Raw genomic sequence first — 15,659 nt, 5'->3', positions numbered from 1 at the left:
TTGCTTTGTTTCATAATTATCCCTAAGTTAATAAACTATATTTTTAAACGTTCCGTTTTTTAGGGAAGATTACACATCCTTTAATAAATAAAATTAATGATATAGTAACTTCTGGAATAACATTACCTAACGAAAGTGTAAATTCTTTTGTTCCACGTTTAATGAATTGTGAGTTCCATACAACTGGCTATTATAATTTTTATTATTACGTAGCACCGAATGATATGGATTTTGAATTTACATTGAAAGGAAATATTGATAAATTCCATTTTATGTTATGGAGACTTTCGAAAAATTCGAATCCTAATGATATTTTTGTAAGAACAGGTTCAAGTTCTAATGAATATACAACTATAAATCCAATTAGAGCTGTTTATAGTAACATAACAAAAGAGAAGGGTTTAAAGGGTGGTAAATTAAATGATTGTATATCAAATTCTACAGATGGTTTTGTAAGTGCTTTTGAAAATGGAAGTAAGTTAAAAGAAGGAGAAATTATTGTAATAGCAATTTATGGTACAGATAATCCAATTTTAGAGTTAACAATTAGTGGAGCTAAAACAGTAGATAATCTTGTTTTTGATAACCATTGTTATACAGATGATTATTTATTATCAGATGTGAAGACCAAAATTATAAATGATATTAGAGTTTCAGACCCAAGTATAAATGTTGGGAATATAGAATTTTATAAACCAGATAATACATCTACAAATGATAATATCAGCTATATTAACGGAATAGAACAAATTTTGTATGCCAGAGTTTATGATAATTCTAATAAATTAGTTTATATCTATAAATCTATAAAATTCAAATTTATTCCAGAGTTGATTTATACAGTTCAAAACAAAACAGAACAATATTGTGCTACGTCAATAACTTTTTTAAAAGAGGATTTAATTAGTAGAATATCTCCATCTATTAATTCCTCTAAATATGCAGATTATGAAGTATATGTTGATGACGCAATTGTTAATGGAAATATTCCTTTAAATAATTCTAATAATTATAGAATCAAATTAAAATATATTGGTGCTGAGTTCTGTTCTATAGATTTATTTTCAAGAGAAGTTGAATTTAAGCTAATTAACTCAAATCCTATTTTACCTTCTGGAAAATTTGCAGAAGTTTGTAATACTGAAATTTTATCAGAAGCTGAAATTTTAACTGCTTTAGGAGTTGACTCAACTATTTATCGTTTAGTGAATATGCCAACAACACCTTATAATTTTATTGGGAATGAAGCTAAGTTTAATGTTCAGATTGAAGATCGTTCTGATGCATCTTGTACAAGTAATATTGTAGAGTTTACAGTTAAGAAAAAAAACAAATGTAGATTTGGATAATTTGACTTTAACTTTTTGCCGAAGTGATTTTTCTTTTTCTGAATTTGAATTAATCATCAATAATGTAAAAAAGAATGATAATTTAGTTACTATAAATTTGGTTTATAATGGTACAAGTTATATTGAATCACAACTTCAAAATTTGTATAATGAGATTTACAACAATAGAACACAAACAAGTTTTAATTTATCAATTACAGGAAATAAAGCTGGTTTTTGTGAATCTACAGCTCCGTTGAAAATTACGTTAAATGATTCTTCTATTCCTACAAAACCTTTTGAAGTTTTATTCAATCCTGTTTGTTTAGGTGTGACACAAAATTATACTTTTGATATAGATGAAATAAAAGAACATATTAAAGATAAATTTGGAATTTCAAACATTACAGATTTTGATATTTTTAATTTAGATGGAACACCATTTTTACCAGTTAATGTTAATGCAAATTCTAATCAAACATTAAGTTTTAAAATAAAAAAAGTTGGTGAAAGCTGTTTTTCAGAAGATATGTATTTAATTGTAAAAACAGTTAATCAACCAAATGTTGTATCTGCAACATTTTCAGGTGTGTTTTGCGAAGGAGAAACATTAACAATTGATGATGATTTATTAAAAAATAATTTCGGACTAAATGTTTTTGATTACAAAATATTTATTGATGGAACAGAATATATTCAAGGAAATTCTATCCAAAGAATATTGAATTTTGGAGGAAATACTTCTTTGAATATTCCAATTGAATTTAAAAATACATTAAGAGAGATTTGTTTAACAGCTGTAGAATTAACGGTCAATAAAAAACAAGATTTAATTGTTGATGTTCCTTCATTAGAAAGTTATACAAAAGCGAATCCAATTGTTTTTTGTGAAGGTGAAAACGATGATGCGAAAACTCAAATTCAAGCAATTTTAGATTACATTCAAACTAATTATTCTTTAACAAGTTCTAAAACAAAAGATCAAATTTTTGATCAATTTAATTCTAATCAAGGTTCAGTAGATGTTGATTTTTATAATTTGGACTATTGTGGTGTGATTACCTTAAAATTAAACTACAAGAAAAATTCTTTACCTAATATCGAGGTTGAAAATCCAGATCCATTGTGTACAGGAGAAAAATATAAGTTAGATTTTACAACTCAAACAGATTACGATAAGTATTATTATGAGGTAGAAAAAGAAGATGGAACTAGAATTTTAGGAACATATATTTTTGAGCTTGATGCAGGTAATTATAAAATTACAATTGAAGATAAATTATCGGGTTGTTCTATTGTTAAAACGTTAGTTGTTTCTCTTTCAGTATTGCCTACAATTGATAAAATTACAATCAACGAAAAAAGTATAATTGTTTCTGCAAAAGGAAATGGAAAGTTAGAATATGCGTTGTTTGATTCTGATGGAAAAGTAATTGTAGATTGGCAAACAAAGAATGAATTAATTATTCCAGATAATATCAAAAATAATAATTTTACAGTAAGAGTAAGATTGAATAATTGTGGAGTTTCGGAGCGTAAAAATGTTATTTACCTTGCTTTACCAAATGTTGTAACACCAAATAATGATGGTTTTAATGATATTTGGCAACCAATGACAAAAGATGGTAAAGTTACCGATACATCAAATTCGTACAAATTGATTATTTTTGACCGTTACGGAAAACAGATATTGACACAAGAAGGAACAGATATTATAAAATGGGACGGAACGCTAAATGGTAAACCTGTTGCAGATGGGACATATTGGTATTTGTTAGAATTCTCGAAGCAATCAGATGATTTGCAAGTTTTATATTCTGGTAGTATATTAGTTAAACGAAAAATCAATTAATTGATTGAAACATATTTATGAAAAAAATAACACTATTCATATTAACTCTATTCTCACTTTATAAAGTAGAAGCACAACAAGGGTTACCGTTTTATAATCACTATTTGGTGAGTGATAAAATGTTAATTAATCCTTCGTACGCAGGACAAGACCCGAATGTGATTTCTATAACAGGAACGCATCGCAATCAGTGGGACGATTTACCTGAAAGTCCAAGTACACAAACGGTAAGTGCTCACGGAATTATTGTAGATCGTTTGGCGTTGGGAATGCAATTTTTCAACGATAGAAATGGGGCAGTTAAAATGACTGGTTTCGGAATTAATGCAGCATATCACATTCCTATTGATGATAGAAGTTATGATGGAGATGAAATCAATGTTTTCTCTTTCGGTGTTGGTGCTTCTAATGTTTCGCAACGTTTTGATTATTCAAAAATTATCGCAGAAGATCCGAATGACCCTGCTTTACAAGAAGATAAATATTCTACATATTTTGCGAATTTGGGATTATCTTTCAAATATGCTGGTTTCTCCGCTGGAGTGTCGGTTTTGGATATTCCGTTAAGCCAAAATGTGTATTATGTGAACAATGTAGAGCCTTTGCCAACGTGGTATTATTTCAATGTTGGATATAAATGGAACGTTTCCGAAGGAATTGCGTTAGAACCTTCTTTGGTGTATAATTTGAACTCGAATTCGGAGCGTCATTTGGATATAAACTTGATGTCGCATATTGGTTTTGGAGACAATAATCAAGGCGTTGATATTGGAGTAGGGTACAAGCAAGGAATGGATTCTAAAAATAGCAATCCGTTGTTTGTTTCACCAATCCTAAAGTTTAAAGTTGGTTCTTTAAAAGCTGGAATTTCCTACGATATTGGTTTATCAGATTATCAAGTTGATGGTCGCAAGAACGGAATGTTATTTAGTTTAGGTTTCGATTTGCAAAACCCTTGGGGAGCAAGATTTGATTAATATTATGAATAATGAATAAAATTTTACTTTTAGTCCTATTTATTGTTGGTTGTTCATCTTTTAGTTTTTGTAAGTCAAGTCCAGAAACTAATTTTTGGAATTGGTTTAAAAAAAATGAAAAATACATTTATGATAATATAGATAGCAAAGAATTACAATTAGAATTGTATGATAAGATTAGAAATGAATTAGTAAAGGTTGATTCAAATTTAGCTTTTAATTCAAGTCCAATATTAGAAAATGGGAAAAGAGAATTTACGATTTCGGCTGATGGTTTAAAAGAGAGTTTTGTATCAGTTGAAAAACTAGTTAAACAATCTCCGAAATTCAAAAATTGGAATATTATTGCTTTTCGCCAAAGAATTGGTAATGATAATTTAGGGATTCGTTACAATGATTATGAAATATCTTATGATGATTTGTATTATAAATCGTCTATAAATGAAGGTTTATATGGAATAGATTTATACATCAAGAATTTTGATGGTAGTGGACAAATGCAAAATACAATTTATATTTTACTTGATGCTTTGTTAGGAGAATATGACACAACAATGCGTATAGATTGGATTGAATGGTATAGTTTGAATGAAGAAGATCTGTCTAATTTCAAACATATAATAGAATTAAGAAAAGAGATAGATAATAGAAAATAACCAAAAAAAACCTTCCATTTCGGAAGGTTTTCTGTTTTTATTGTAAGGGTTGTTCTAGATTATTAATTTGAACTTCACGTTTATAAATATAATAAGGTTGAAGACTTTCGCGTGTTACAATTTTTTGTCCACGTTGCGAACCTGCAAACCTTGTGAAACCAGCTCCAATTCCGAAACCAACTTCATTTTTCAAAATATAAATTTGACGATAAAAAGGATAAACACCATATTTCAAATTCGGAATAGTTGGCAATGCTAAATTTCCTTTATCATCTGCAATTGATAATATTTTTACCTTTTTAAGATATTCTTCAACTTTCGGATTTCCTTTATCACTTAAAATATTCAATCCAATAATTCCGATTGCAGTTTTATCTTTTTGTACAAAATCAATCACTTTTTCTGCATCGCCCATAGCTGTTACTTTTGCGCCATTTTCTACAGATAATTTTAATTTATCATTTATTGTATTGTAATTGGCAGAGTTTGGATGATCGTAAACAAATGTTATTTTCGGATCATTTTTATACAAATTATCCTTAATATCATTCATCGAGATAGAGTTGATTGAATTATCAACAGAGGTAATAAAAACTGTTGCGTCTAATGCAATTACAGAAGAAATATATTTTGTTGTTGTTTTATTGAATAAATGTTGTTGTTGAGCTTTTGTTAAAGGCTTACTTACCATCAAAATAGGAATCTTCCCTTCATAAAAATCTTTGATAGCTTTTTCTTCAATCTCTTCGTTAATCGTAATTTTTACATCTGGATAATCAACCATATACATATTTGCTAACGATTGCGCCAAATTCTTAAAGCTTGGATCTACCGTCATTGCCAAATCTCCGTATTCGTGTAAAGCGCGTTTTACAGCAGTTTTTTGTTCAGCTTTTGTCTGTTTTTCTTTGTCTTTACAACTAAAAGTGGAAAAAATAAGAAAGGCCGAAAGTGAAAGTAAACTAATTTTTTTGATCATTTTTATAAGATTTTATACCGCGATAAACACGAAAAGCGCCATAAACAATAAATAAAATACCCAATAACATCGCTTTTATTTCATCTAATTTGATGATGAAAAACTGATATTTCCAAGTAAAAATTCCGATCAAAAAATAACCGAAACCAATCAATCCGTAAACAATATTCTTATTCATAATTCGCAACGAAGTTACAATTTTATTGTGTTAAGATTGACTTAAAACTTAAATTTTATGCGACAAATATACATTTAAAAGAACTTTTTCTGAATAGATATTCAATTTCTTAAACAATAGAAACCATCACACTCAAAAAAATGAATGCAATGGTTTCAGAAAGAAAAGTATTATTAATTATTCGTTTGTTTGAAATCTAACAGGAATTGAAAAGATTAAATTTGCATCCGAACCATCTTCTAATTTTGCAGGCGTTATTTTTTTACCTTTTCTTAGAATTTGTTTATTGATACGCTCCAACGCAGATTTAGCTTCTTTGCCTAAATCTTGATTACTTCCACTTAACGGTTTTACTTGTGAAATTTCTCCATTTTTGTTTACAATAAATTGCATTTTTGCAACCGCTGAACCAATATTATTTCGAGAAGCAGTTTCGGCAAAATCACTTAATTCTCCACCTAACTCTTTCGAGATTTTATCACTCATACATTTTGTTAAAGCTGCATTTCCTTTTTTGCTCTCACTTTCACAACCAGGATAAATTGCCATTACTGCAGCATTTTTCGCTGAAATTGCAACATCAGGTTTTTTAGGTTCTGGAGTTTTTGGACCTTCTGGAATGTCCGTATTTTGTTTACCTACTTTATTTCCTTCGTCACTTACTTCTCCACCACCAACTTGTCCATTAGATTTATCACCATTTCTATTAAAAACGCCTAAATCTTTTCCTTTTAGTTCGTCAACAGATTTTATAGTTTCTTCAACTTTTGGACTTTCTGTTGGAGTTGGAATAATATGTTTCGCCTGATCTGTTTTTAATTGAATTGTTTTTTCTTCCATCGGTGGATCTTCTTTTGGAGGAGTTACTTCTTCTATTTTTTTATCAGGAGGAGTCACATTATCTAAAATAACAATTACACCATCATCTTTTTTTGTTATTTCATTATTCATTGTTTTATTATTTGCATAAATAGTTCCACCAGTAATTAATGCAACAATACCAATCCCAACAAAAAGAGATTTCATCAAATCGTGGTTTGCAACTTGTCTTAGTTGGTACGCACCATATTCTTTGTTTCGGTTTTCGAAAAGAATGTCTAAAAAAGCTTTGTTACTCATATCAATATAATTTAAGGTTAATGAATCTTTTTTCTTTATAGATTCATCTTTTTGCAAAAAGGTTGGTTGAGGTTTGAAAAATTTTCGAAAAAAGTTTAATTTTATTGAAAAGTAGATTTTTATGCAGCTACAAATTGATAAAAAATGCAATCAGAATTGGAACGAAATGAAGGATGCGGAGTCACAACAAAAGTTTTGTGATGTTTGTTCTAAATGTGTTCACAATTTGGACCATTATTCGTTCAAAGAATTAAAAACTTTTCTGAATGATAATCCTACCGCTTGTGTAAAAATTAAAACCAGAAATTTAGAACAATTTAATTCATACGAAGCTTCAAAATCTATTTCTAATCAATCCAAAAGATGGTTACAACTTTCTTCTTTAGTTGGATTTTTAAGCTTTTCAACTATCACAAAAGCACAAACAGAAAATGATTCGATTGTAGTGCAAGGAATTATTAATGATGGTAATGGTTTTCCAGAATATGATATTCCAGTAAATCTTAAAAATTCGAAAAATATTGTATATACAAATGAAAATGGTGAGTTTAAAATAAAGGTTCCGATTAATCAAGATTTTTATACTTTAGAATATGATAGCTATGGAATTAAAGAATTCACTTTTACAAATTCTTCTATATGTCAGAATATAAAAACTGAAACAGGAGATATTGTTTTAGGTGCTGCAGTTGTAAGTTATTATAAATCTCCAACTATTTTAAGAAAATTAAGTCGCACAATTTCTTGGCCATTTCGACAAATTGGAAAGCTTTTTTAGTGCATCCATATGTTTTTCGTCATTCTTGTCAATTAATTCAAATAAACTTCTCGTTACAATTGGTGCATTTCGTTGATTAAGTTTATCTTTGCTTCTTAAATTTTAAAACAAATGCCAAGAATACTTACAGGAGTTCAAGCTACTGGAACTCCGCACTTAGGAAATATTTTAGGAGCAATTTCTCCAGCAATCGAATTAACGGAGAAAGAAGGAAATGACTCTTTCATTTTTATTGCTGATTTACACGCTTTAACGCAAATTAAAGATGCGGAAGTGTTAAAACAAAATACGTACGAAGTGGCTGCAACTTGGCTGGCATTAGGTTTAGATCCTTCGAAAGTAGTTTTTTACCGTCAATCTGATGTGACTGAAACAACAGAATTAACATGGTATTTATTGAACTTCTTTCCATTTCAACGTCTTACTTTAGCGCATTCTTTCAAAGATAAAGCAGATTATTTAGCAGATGTAAATGCAGGATTATTTACGTATCCAATTTTGATGGCTGCGGATATTTTATTGTATGATGCTGAAGTTGTACCTGTTGGGAAAGATCAATTGCAACATTTAGAAATTACACGTAGTGTTGCCGAAAAATTCAATCACCAAATGGGAGAAACTTTTGTTTTACCACAAGCTGCAATTGATGAAAATATTATGTTGATTCCAGGAACTGATGGAAACAAAATGTCTAAATCAAGAAATAATTTTATCAATATTTTCTTACCAGAGAAACAATTGCGCAAGCAAGTAATGTCGATTGAAACGGATTCAACTCCATTAGAAGATCCTAAAAATCCAGATACAGACAATGTTTTTGCTTTATACAAATTATTGGCAACGCCAGAACAAGTAGAGGAAATGCGTCAAAATTATTTGAATGGAGGTTACGGATATGGTCATGCAAAACAGACTTTATACGAATTAATTTTAGAGAAATATGCTGATGCGCGTACTAAATTTGATGAGTTGATGAATGATAAAGTGACTTTGGATGCATTTTTAGAAAATGGTGCATTGAAAGCAAGAGATGTTGCACAAAAAGTATTGAAACGTACGCGAAACAAATTGGGATTGAAGTAATTTGATCAAATTGTAAGTTGGCGATAAATAATATAACTTAAGCGATTGTTAATATTTATATCGTTCATTATTTGAAGTCATTTTAAATAAGTATCTTTGCAATATAAAATTAGAATCAAATGATTAAGGTTTCAGAATCAGCAAAAAATAAAATAATATCACTTTTACAAGAAGAAGGAACTTCTATCGAAGAATCTTTTGTTCGTGTAGGAGTTACGAGTGGAGGATGTTCAGGTTTAAACTATAATTTAGAGTTTACGAAAGAACAAAGTGCAGATGACAAATTGTTTGACGACAATGGCGTAAGAATTTTGGTTGACAAAAAATCATTTTTATACCTTGTTGGAATGACATTAGAATATTCAGGAGGATTGAATGGAAAAGGTTTCGTATTCAATAATCCAAATGCATCGCGCACGTGCGGTTGTGGAGAAAGTTTTGCTGTTTAAGATGAAAAAAATAGCTTTATTCGTTACGTTTTTGATTGGTTTTGTTGCTTTTGGACAAAATACAATTGTAGAAAAAGATTTGATGGTTTTTCAACCAACCGAATCTTCAAAAAAATTGAATAAAGCTTATTCAGAACAACTATTTTTCGGTTTGTTTAATGTAAAACCTTTTATAAAAGCGTTGGATTTAGACGAATCAAAAATCAAAACAATCACCATTACCAATGCATCAAACAAAAAAGTTGCGTACAAAGCAAATTATGATGCGACAGGAAATCTTCTTGATTTTGAATTGACAGATGAGGTTGCAACACCAACTAAAGTAAGTTATACGTACAAAGATGGTGTAATTTCTGCCGAAACAATAGCAAGAAAAGGAAGTGAAGTAAAAACAAATCAATTCTTTTATGACCAAGAAAATATGTATGTCAAAAACGGAAATAAACTTTTTGATATCATTTGGTTAGAAGGAGATGTGATGTTGAAGAAAACCTATATGGAGCAGAAAATTGGTTTCGAAGATCGATTAATGCACGATTGTAGAATTACAAAATCATTAGGTCAAGACATTAATAAGATTTGTTATAGCAATTCGACATTTCAGGTGCCATTCAAAATAAAAGAATATACACCAGATGTTGCGCAAAAAACAGAAAAAATTAATTTGGTAGAAGGACCTTGGTCAGAAATTAAATTAATTGCTCAAAATAAATATCAGATTTCGAAAAATAATCAACCACAATTTGAGGTGATTTTAGATCAAAATCAACGATTAAAAGAATTCAAATTTTTAGGAAATAAAGCTGATAAACAGCAACCTTTACAGTTTAATTTTACCTATACATTTTATAAATAATAAGATGAGTAACACAAAATATACAGAAGACGATCTACGTGAAGATCTTGCTAGCCAAAAGCAATATGAGTTTGGTTGGACGACTGAAATGGAATATGAAGAATTCCCAGTTGGATTGAATGAAGATATCGTGCGTGCTATTTCAGCCAAAAAAGAGGAGCCTGAGTGGATGACGGAATGGCGTTTGGAAGCTTACCGCGCTTGGGTTAAAATGGAAGAACCAGAATGGGCAAACGTAACTTACGAAAAGCCAGATTTTCAGGCTATTCAGTATTATGCAGCTCCAAAACCAAAGAAAGAATTAGCAAGTTTAGACGAAGTTGATCCTGAATTATTAAAAACTTTCGAGAAATTAGGAATTTCTTTAGATGAACAAAAACGTTTGTCTGGAGTTGCGATTGATGTGGTTTTTGATTCAGTTTCAGTAAAAACAACTTTCCGCGAAACATTAGCAGAAAAAGGAATTATTTTTATGTCAATTTCGGAAGCAATTAAAGAACATCCAGAATTGGTGAAAAAATACATTGGTAAAGTAGTTCCGCCAACAGATAACTTTTATGCAGCTTTAAACTCGGCAGTTTTCTCGGACGGATCATTCTGTTATATTCCAAAAGGTGTTCGTTGTCCAATGGAATTATCAACGTATTTCCGTATCAACTCTGCAGGAACAGGACAGTTTGAGCGTACTTTATTAATTGCGGACGAAGGTGCTTATGTTTCGTATTTAGAAGGTTGTACAGCGCCAATGCGTGATGAAAACCAATTACACGCTGCTGTGGTTGAGTTAATCATTATGGATGATGCTGAGATCAAATATTCTACTGTACAAAACTGGTATCCTGGTGATGATAAAGGAAAAGGTGGAGTTTTCAACTTTGTAACAAAACGTGCAGTTTGCGAGAAAAATGCAAAAGTATCGTGGACGCAAGTTGAAACAGGTTCTGCGGTAACATGGAAATATCCATCTTGTATCTTAAAAGGAGATAATTCGGTAGGTGAGTTTTACTCAATTGCGGTAACAAATAATTATCAACAAGCGGATACAGGAACAAAAATGATTCACATCGGTAAGAATACGAAATCGACAATTATTTCGAAAGGTATTTCTGCTGGTAAATCTCAAAACTCTTACCGTGGTTTGGTGAAAGTGATGAAAAACGCTGAAGGAGCACGTAACTTCTCTCAATGTGATTCATTGTTGATGGGTAACGAGTGTGGTGCGCATACTTTCCCTTACATCGAAATCGAAAATAAATCGGCTCAATTAGAACACGAAGCAACAACTTCTAAAATTGGTGAAGATCAATTGTTCTATTGTAATCAACGTGGTATCGATACTGAAAAAGCGATTGCATTAATCGTAAACGGATTTAGCCGCGAAGTATTAGACAAATTACCAATGGAGTTTGCCGTTGAAGCGAAAAAATTATTAGAAATCTCATTAGAAGGTTCTGTAGGATAGTTATTAATAATGAGTTGATGTGATAATTTGTTAATGAGTTAATGATGGAAAAAGATAATATCATTTTAAAATTAACTTTAGAATTTTCACTATTAATTATAGAATATTGTGAAGAACTTGAATTGGATAAGAAATTTGTTATTTCAAATCAATTATTAAAATCAGGAACTTCAATAGGAGCAAATATTAGAGAAGCTCAAAACGCTGAAAGCTTGAATGATTTTATTCACAAGTTTAAGATTGCAGCAAAAGAAATTGATGAAACCAAGTATTGGTTAGAATTATGTCAATTATCTAAAAATTATCCAAATACAGAAAGTTTATCTGATAAATTGGTAAACATTTCTAAAATTGTGAATAAAATTATAAGTACATCAAAATCAAGATAATTAAAGAATTATCACATTAACTAATTTACAAATTAGATTATGTTATTAAATATAAAAGACTTACATGCTCGTATCGAAGAGCGCGAAATTTTAAAAGGTTTAAACCTTCAAATTAATCCAGGTGAAGTTCACGCGATTATGGGACCTAATGGTGCAGGAAAATCAACTTTATCTAACGTTATTACAGGTAAAGAAGATTACGAAGTAACCGATGGTGATATCGAGTTTGATAATGAATCAATCTTAGAATTAGCACCAGAAGAAAGAGCACAAAAAGGAATTTTTATGTCTTTCCAATATCCAATCGAAATTCCTGGAGTTTCTGTAACAAACTTCATCAAAACTTCTATCAACGAAACGCGTAAAGCGCAAGGTTTAGAAGAAATGGGAGCTTCTGAAATGTTGAAAGAAATTCGTGCAAAAGCTGAATTATTAGGAATCAAAAAAGATTTCTTATCTCGTTCGCTTAACGAAGGTTTCTCTGGAGGTGAGAAAAAACGTAACGAAATTTTCCAAATGTTAATGTTAAACCCAAAATTAGCCATCTTAGATGAAACTGATTCTGGTTTAGATATTGATGCTTTACGTATTGTTGCGGATGGTGTAAACGAATTCAAAAATGAAAACAATGGAGTGTTAGTAATTACACACTACCAACGTTTATTAGACTATATCGTTCCTGATTTTGTACACGTTTTAGCAGACGGAAAAATCATTAAATCTGGTGGTAAAGAATTAGCTTTAGAATTAGAAGCAAAAGGTTACGACTGGGTAAAAGAAGAAGCAGGAATCTAAACATTTTGTAAAATGTAAAATGTATTAAGTCCAAAGTACTTTTTACTTCTTACATAATACATTAATACAATATCTAAAATGATTGATTTAAAAGAAAATTTAGTTTCTCGTCATTTAGTGTTCAACGAAAAAAACAAAGTGAATAAAGAAATCGAAGGTTTACGTCAAGAAGCCATCGAAATCTTTAATCAAAAAGGTTTTCCGACACGTAAAGACGAAGAATGGAAATATACAAATCTTGCTCCTTTGTTGAAGGTGGATTACAAATTGTTCCCAGAAGACGAAGTTGCAATTGAGTACAAAGACATCAAGAAATATTTGATTAATGATATCGATACGTACACAATCGTATTCATTAATGGAAAATATTCTTCGTTTTTGTCAAATACAACACATGATGAAGCTGATATTTGTGTCTTGTCAAGCGCAATGCATAAAACAACTCATCAAGCTGTAATTGAGAATTATTACGGAAAAATTGCGAAAAAAGGTGAAAGTTTAGTTGCTTTAAATACAGCTTTTGCAAAAGATGGAGCTTACATTTATGTTCCAAATAATGTAATTTTATCTAAGCCAATTCAGATTGTTTATTTCTCAACAGGAGCTTCTCAAGAAGCGATGTATCAACCACGTAATTTGGTTGTAGTTGGAGATAATGCGCAAGTTCAAATTATCGAAAGACATCAAACATTAGACGAAAAAGCAAACTTAACAAATGTTGTTTCGGAGGTGAATGTTGGACGTAATTCTGAGATTCATTGGTACAAATTCCAAAATGATTCTAACGATGCTTCTTTAGTTGATAATACATACATCAATCAAGAAAGAGATTCTCGTGCCAATGTATTTACGTTTGCTTTTGGAGGAAAAATTGTACGTAACAATTTGAATTTCTTCCAAAATGGAGAAAATTGTAACTCTGTAATGGACGGAATTACGGTGATTGATGGAAAACAACATATCGATCATCATACATTTGTGGAGCATAATTTCCCGAATTGTGAGTCGCACGAATTGTACAAAGGAATTTATGATGAGAAAGCGCAAGGAGTTTTCAATGGTAAAATCTATGTTCACAAAGAAGCGCAAAAATTGAATGCATTCCAACAAAATAATAATGTTTTATTATCTGATGGAGCTTCAATTAATACAAAACCTCAATTAGAGATTTTTGCTGATGATGTAAAATGTTCGCACGGATGTACAGTTGGACAATTAGAAGAAGAATCTTTGTTCTATATGCAACAACGTGGTATTCCAAAGAAAGAAGCGAAAGCAATGTTATTGTATGCCTTTGCTGCAGACGCTTTGCGACATGTACAAATTCCACAAATCTCAAATCGAGTTAACTCTATAATTGCAAAAAAATTAGGAGTTAGTTTAGATTTCGAATTATAAAATATAGTTCTGAGTTATAAGTAATAAGTTTTAAGTTGAACTTATTTTGAAATATAAAGTAAGTATTTGAAACTATTTTGAATACTTACTTTTTTATTACACATCACTCATAACTCATTACTCAAAACTTAAAAAAATGTCAATAGATATTCAACAAATAAGAAGTCAATTTCCAATTTTAAATAGAGAAGTCAACGGAAAACCATTGGTTTATTTAGATAATGGTGCAACTTCTCAAAAACCGAAAGTTGTTTTAGATGTTTTGGACGAATATTACGAAAAGTACAATGCAAATGTACATCGTGGAATTCATACATTAAGTCAAGAAGCAACAGATTTGATGGAAGAATCGCGTCGTAAGATTCAGAAATTTATCAATGCGAAACACGATTACGAAATTATTTTTACGCGTGGAACGACGGAAGGAATTAATTTAGTTTCTAATTCACTTCGTAATGTTTTATCAGCCGATGATGAAATTATTATTACCGAAATCGAGCATCATTCTAATATCGTTCCTTGGCAATTGTTGTGTCAGCGAACTGGTGCTAAACTAAAATATATTCCGTTAACTGCAGAAGGTATTTTGGATATTGAGAAGTTGGATGATTTATTGACAGATAAAACCAAATTAGTTTGTGTTAATCAAGTTTCAAATGCATTAGGTGTTGTAAATCCGATCAAAACAATTATCGAAAAAGCGCATGCAAAAGGTGCTTGGGTTTTGATTGATGCGGCACAATCTGCTCCACATACTGCAATTGATGTTCAAGCAATGGATTGTGATTTCTTGGTTTTTTCTGGTCATAAAATGTACGGTCCAACTGGAATCGGTATTTTGTATGGAAAAGAAGATATTTTGAATGAATTACCACCTTTCCACGGAGGAGGAGAGATGATAAAAGATGTAACAATGGAGGTTTCAACATACGCTTGTTTACCTTTCAAATTCGAAGCTGGTACACCAGATATTGCAGGAATTATCGGACTTGGAGCTGCGGTAGATTTTATCAATTCTATTGGAATGCAAACGATTCACGATTACGAAAAAGAATTGGTAGATTATACAATTCAACGTCTATCAGAATTTGATGAAGTGGAGATTTATGCAAAAGATGCAGAACATTCTGGCGCAGTTTCTTTCAACTTAAAATTTGACGGCGTTCATTCATCTGATGTCGGAATGATTTTGGATAAAAAAGGAATTGCTGTTCGTACTGGTCATCATTGTGCACAACCAATTATGCAGCATTTCAATATTCCGGGAACGGTACGAGCTTCATTCGCTGTTTATAATACAAAAGAAGAAATAGATACATTTATTGAAGGTCTAAAAACCGCGATTCGAATGTTAGGATAA

Annotated in this window: 16 protein-coding genes; 13 read left to right on the top strand and 3 right to left on the bottom strand. The window is 30.6% G+C overall.

The annotated features are described in order from the left end of the window. Nucleotides 1-224 precede the first annotated feature (224 nt). Genes HXZ69_RS10225 through HXZ69_RS10210 form a run of 4 tightly spaced genes read left to right on the top strand, consistent with a single transcriptional unit; the run spans nt 225 to nt 4,813 of the window. Nucleotides 225-1,349 (top strand): hypothetical protein, encoded by a 1,125-nt coding sequence (locus HXZ69_RS10225; RefSeq protein ID WP_286495870.1) that lies wholly within the window; start codon nt 225-227, stop codon nt 1,347-1,349. Continuing rightward, nucleotides 1,342-3,180 (top strand): T9SS type B sorting domain-containing protein, encoded by a 1,839-nt coding sequence (locus tag HXZ69_RS10220; RefSeq protein ID WP_219035208.1) that lies wholly within the window; start codon nt 1,342-1,344, stop codon nt 3,178-3,180. The genes HXZ69_RS10225 and HXZ69_RS10220 overlap by 8 nt, the downstream gene beginning before the upstream one ends. Before the next feature lie 17 nt (nt 3,181-3,197). Next, on the top strand, nt 3,198-4,157 hold the full coding sequence (locus tag HXZ69_RS10215; RefSeq protein WP_219035207.1) for a PorP/SprF family type IX secretion system membrane protein: 960 nt from the start codon (nt 3,198-3,200) through the stop codon (nt 4,155-4,157). Between the two features lie 11 nt (nt 4,158-4,168). Beyond that, nucleotides 4,169-4,813 carry a hypothetical protein gene (locus tag HXZ69_RS10210; protein WP_219035206.1) on the top strand — a complete coding sequence of 215 codons (645 nt, stop codon included), beginning with the start codon at nt 4,169-4,171 and terminating at the stop codon, nt 4,811-4,813. 37 nt (nt 4,814-4,850) lie between these two features. Here HXZ69_RS10210 and HXZ69_RS10205 read toward each other — a convergent pair whose 3' ends face one another. The 3 genes from HXZ69_RS10205 to HXZ69_RS10195 form a co-directional block, all read right to left on the bottom strand. Continuing rightward, a complete protein-coding gene (locus tag HXZ69_RS10205; RefSeq protein WP_135834485.1) occupies nt 4,851-5,792 on the bottom strand; it encodes a PstS family phosphate ABC transporter substrate-binding protein in 942 nt (313 codons plus the stop codon). After that, on the bottom strand, nt 5,776-5,970 hold the full coding sequence (locus HXZ69_RS10200) for a C4-dicarboxylate ABC transporter (RefSeq protein WP_135834486.1): 195 nt from the start codon (nt 5,968-5,970) through the stop codon (nt 5,776-5,778). Before HXZ69_RS10200 ends, HXZ69_RS10205 begins: the two co-directional genes overlap by 17 nt. Nucleotides 5,971-6,147: 177 nt before the next feature. Next, entirely contained in the window at nt 6,148-7,089 is a 942-nt protein-coding gene (locus HXZ69_RS10195) for an energy transducer TonB (RefSeq protein WP_219035203.1), read from the bottom strand. A gap of 121 nt (nt 7,090-7,210) precedes the next feature. Here HXZ69_RS10195 and HXZ69_RS10190 point away from each other — a divergent pair, with 121 nt between their 5' ends. The 9 genes from HXZ69_RS10190 to HXZ69_RS10150 all read left to right on the top strand — a co-directional run bounded on the left by HXZ69_RS10190 (nt 7,211) and on the right by HXZ69_RS10150 (nt 15,659). Continuing rightward, nucleotides 7,211-7,867 carry a hypothetical protein gene (locus tag HXZ69_RS10190; RefSeq protein WP_286495869.1) on the top strand — a complete coding sequence of 219 codons (657 nt, stop codon included), beginning with the start codon at nt 7,211-7,213 and terminating at the stop codon, nt 7,865-7,867. A gap of 111 nt (nt 7,868-7,978) precedes the next feature. Continuing rightward, a complete protein-coding gene (gene trpS / locus HXZ69_RS10185; protein ID WP_286495867.1) occupies nt 7,979-8,950 on the top strand; it encodes a tryptophan--tRNA ligase in 972 nt (323 codons plus the stop codon). A gap of 119 nt (nt 8,951-9,069) precedes the next feature. Beyond that, complete coding sequence (locus tag HXZ69_RS10180) at nt 9,070-9,399, top strand: HesB/IscA family protein (RefSeq protein WP_180906272.1); 330 nt, start codon at nt 9,070-9,072, stop codon at nt 9,397-9,399. 1 nt (nt 9,400) lies between these two features. After that, nucleotides 9,401-10,255 carry a hypothetical protein gene (locus HXZ69_RS10175; protein ID WP_221854567.1) on the top strand — a complete coding sequence of 285 codons (855 nt, stop codon included), beginning with the start codon at nt 9,401-9,403 and terminating at the stop codon, nt 10,253-10,255. Nucleotides 10,256-10,259: 4 nt separating this feature from the next. After that, nucleotides 10,260-11,717, top strand: a complete 1,458-nt coding sequence (sufB, locus tag HXZ69_RS10170) for a Fe-S cluster assembly protein SufB (protein ID WP_114999857.1) — start codon at nt 10,260-10,262, stop codon at nt 11,715-11,717. Between the two features lie 44 nt (nt 11,718-11,761). Continuing rightward, nucleotides 11,762-12,106 (top strand): four helix bundle protein, encoded by a 345-nt coding sequence (locus HXZ69_RS10165; protein WP_219035200.1) that lies wholly within the window; start codon nt 11,762-11,764, stop codon nt 12,104-12,106. Between the two features lie 39 nt (nt 12,107-12,145). Beyond that, nucleotides 12,146-12,901, top strand: coding sequence for a Fe-S cluster assembly ATPase SufC (sufC, locus tag HXZ69_RS10160; protein WP_219035199.1), 756 nt, complete (start codon nt 12,146-12,148; stop codon nt 12,899-12,901). Between the two features lie 78 nt (nt 12,902-12,979). Continuing rightward, on the top strand, nt 12,980-14,299 hold the full coding sequence (gene sufD, locus HXZ69_RS10155) for a Fe-S cluster assembly protein SufD (RefSeq protein WP_219035198.1): 1,320 nt from the start codon (nt 12,980-12,982) through the stop codon (nt 14,297-14,299). Nucleotides 14,300-14,435: 136 nt separating this feature from the next. Beyond that, on the top strand, nt 14,436-15,659 hold the full coding sequence (locus HXZ69_RS10150) for an aminotransferase class V-fold PLP-dependent enzyme (protein ID WP_257468255.1): 1,224 nt from the start codon (nt 14,436-14,438) through the stop codon (nt 15,657-15,659).

It is taken from the genome of Empedobacter sp. R132-2, assembly GCF_030324375.1.
Taxonomy (GTDB): domain Bacteria; phylum Bacteroidota; class Bacteroidia; order Flavobacteriales; family Weeksellaceae; genus Empedobacter; species Empedobacter falsenii_B.
This window is presented reverse-complemented; position numbering and strand designations above follow the sequence as displayed.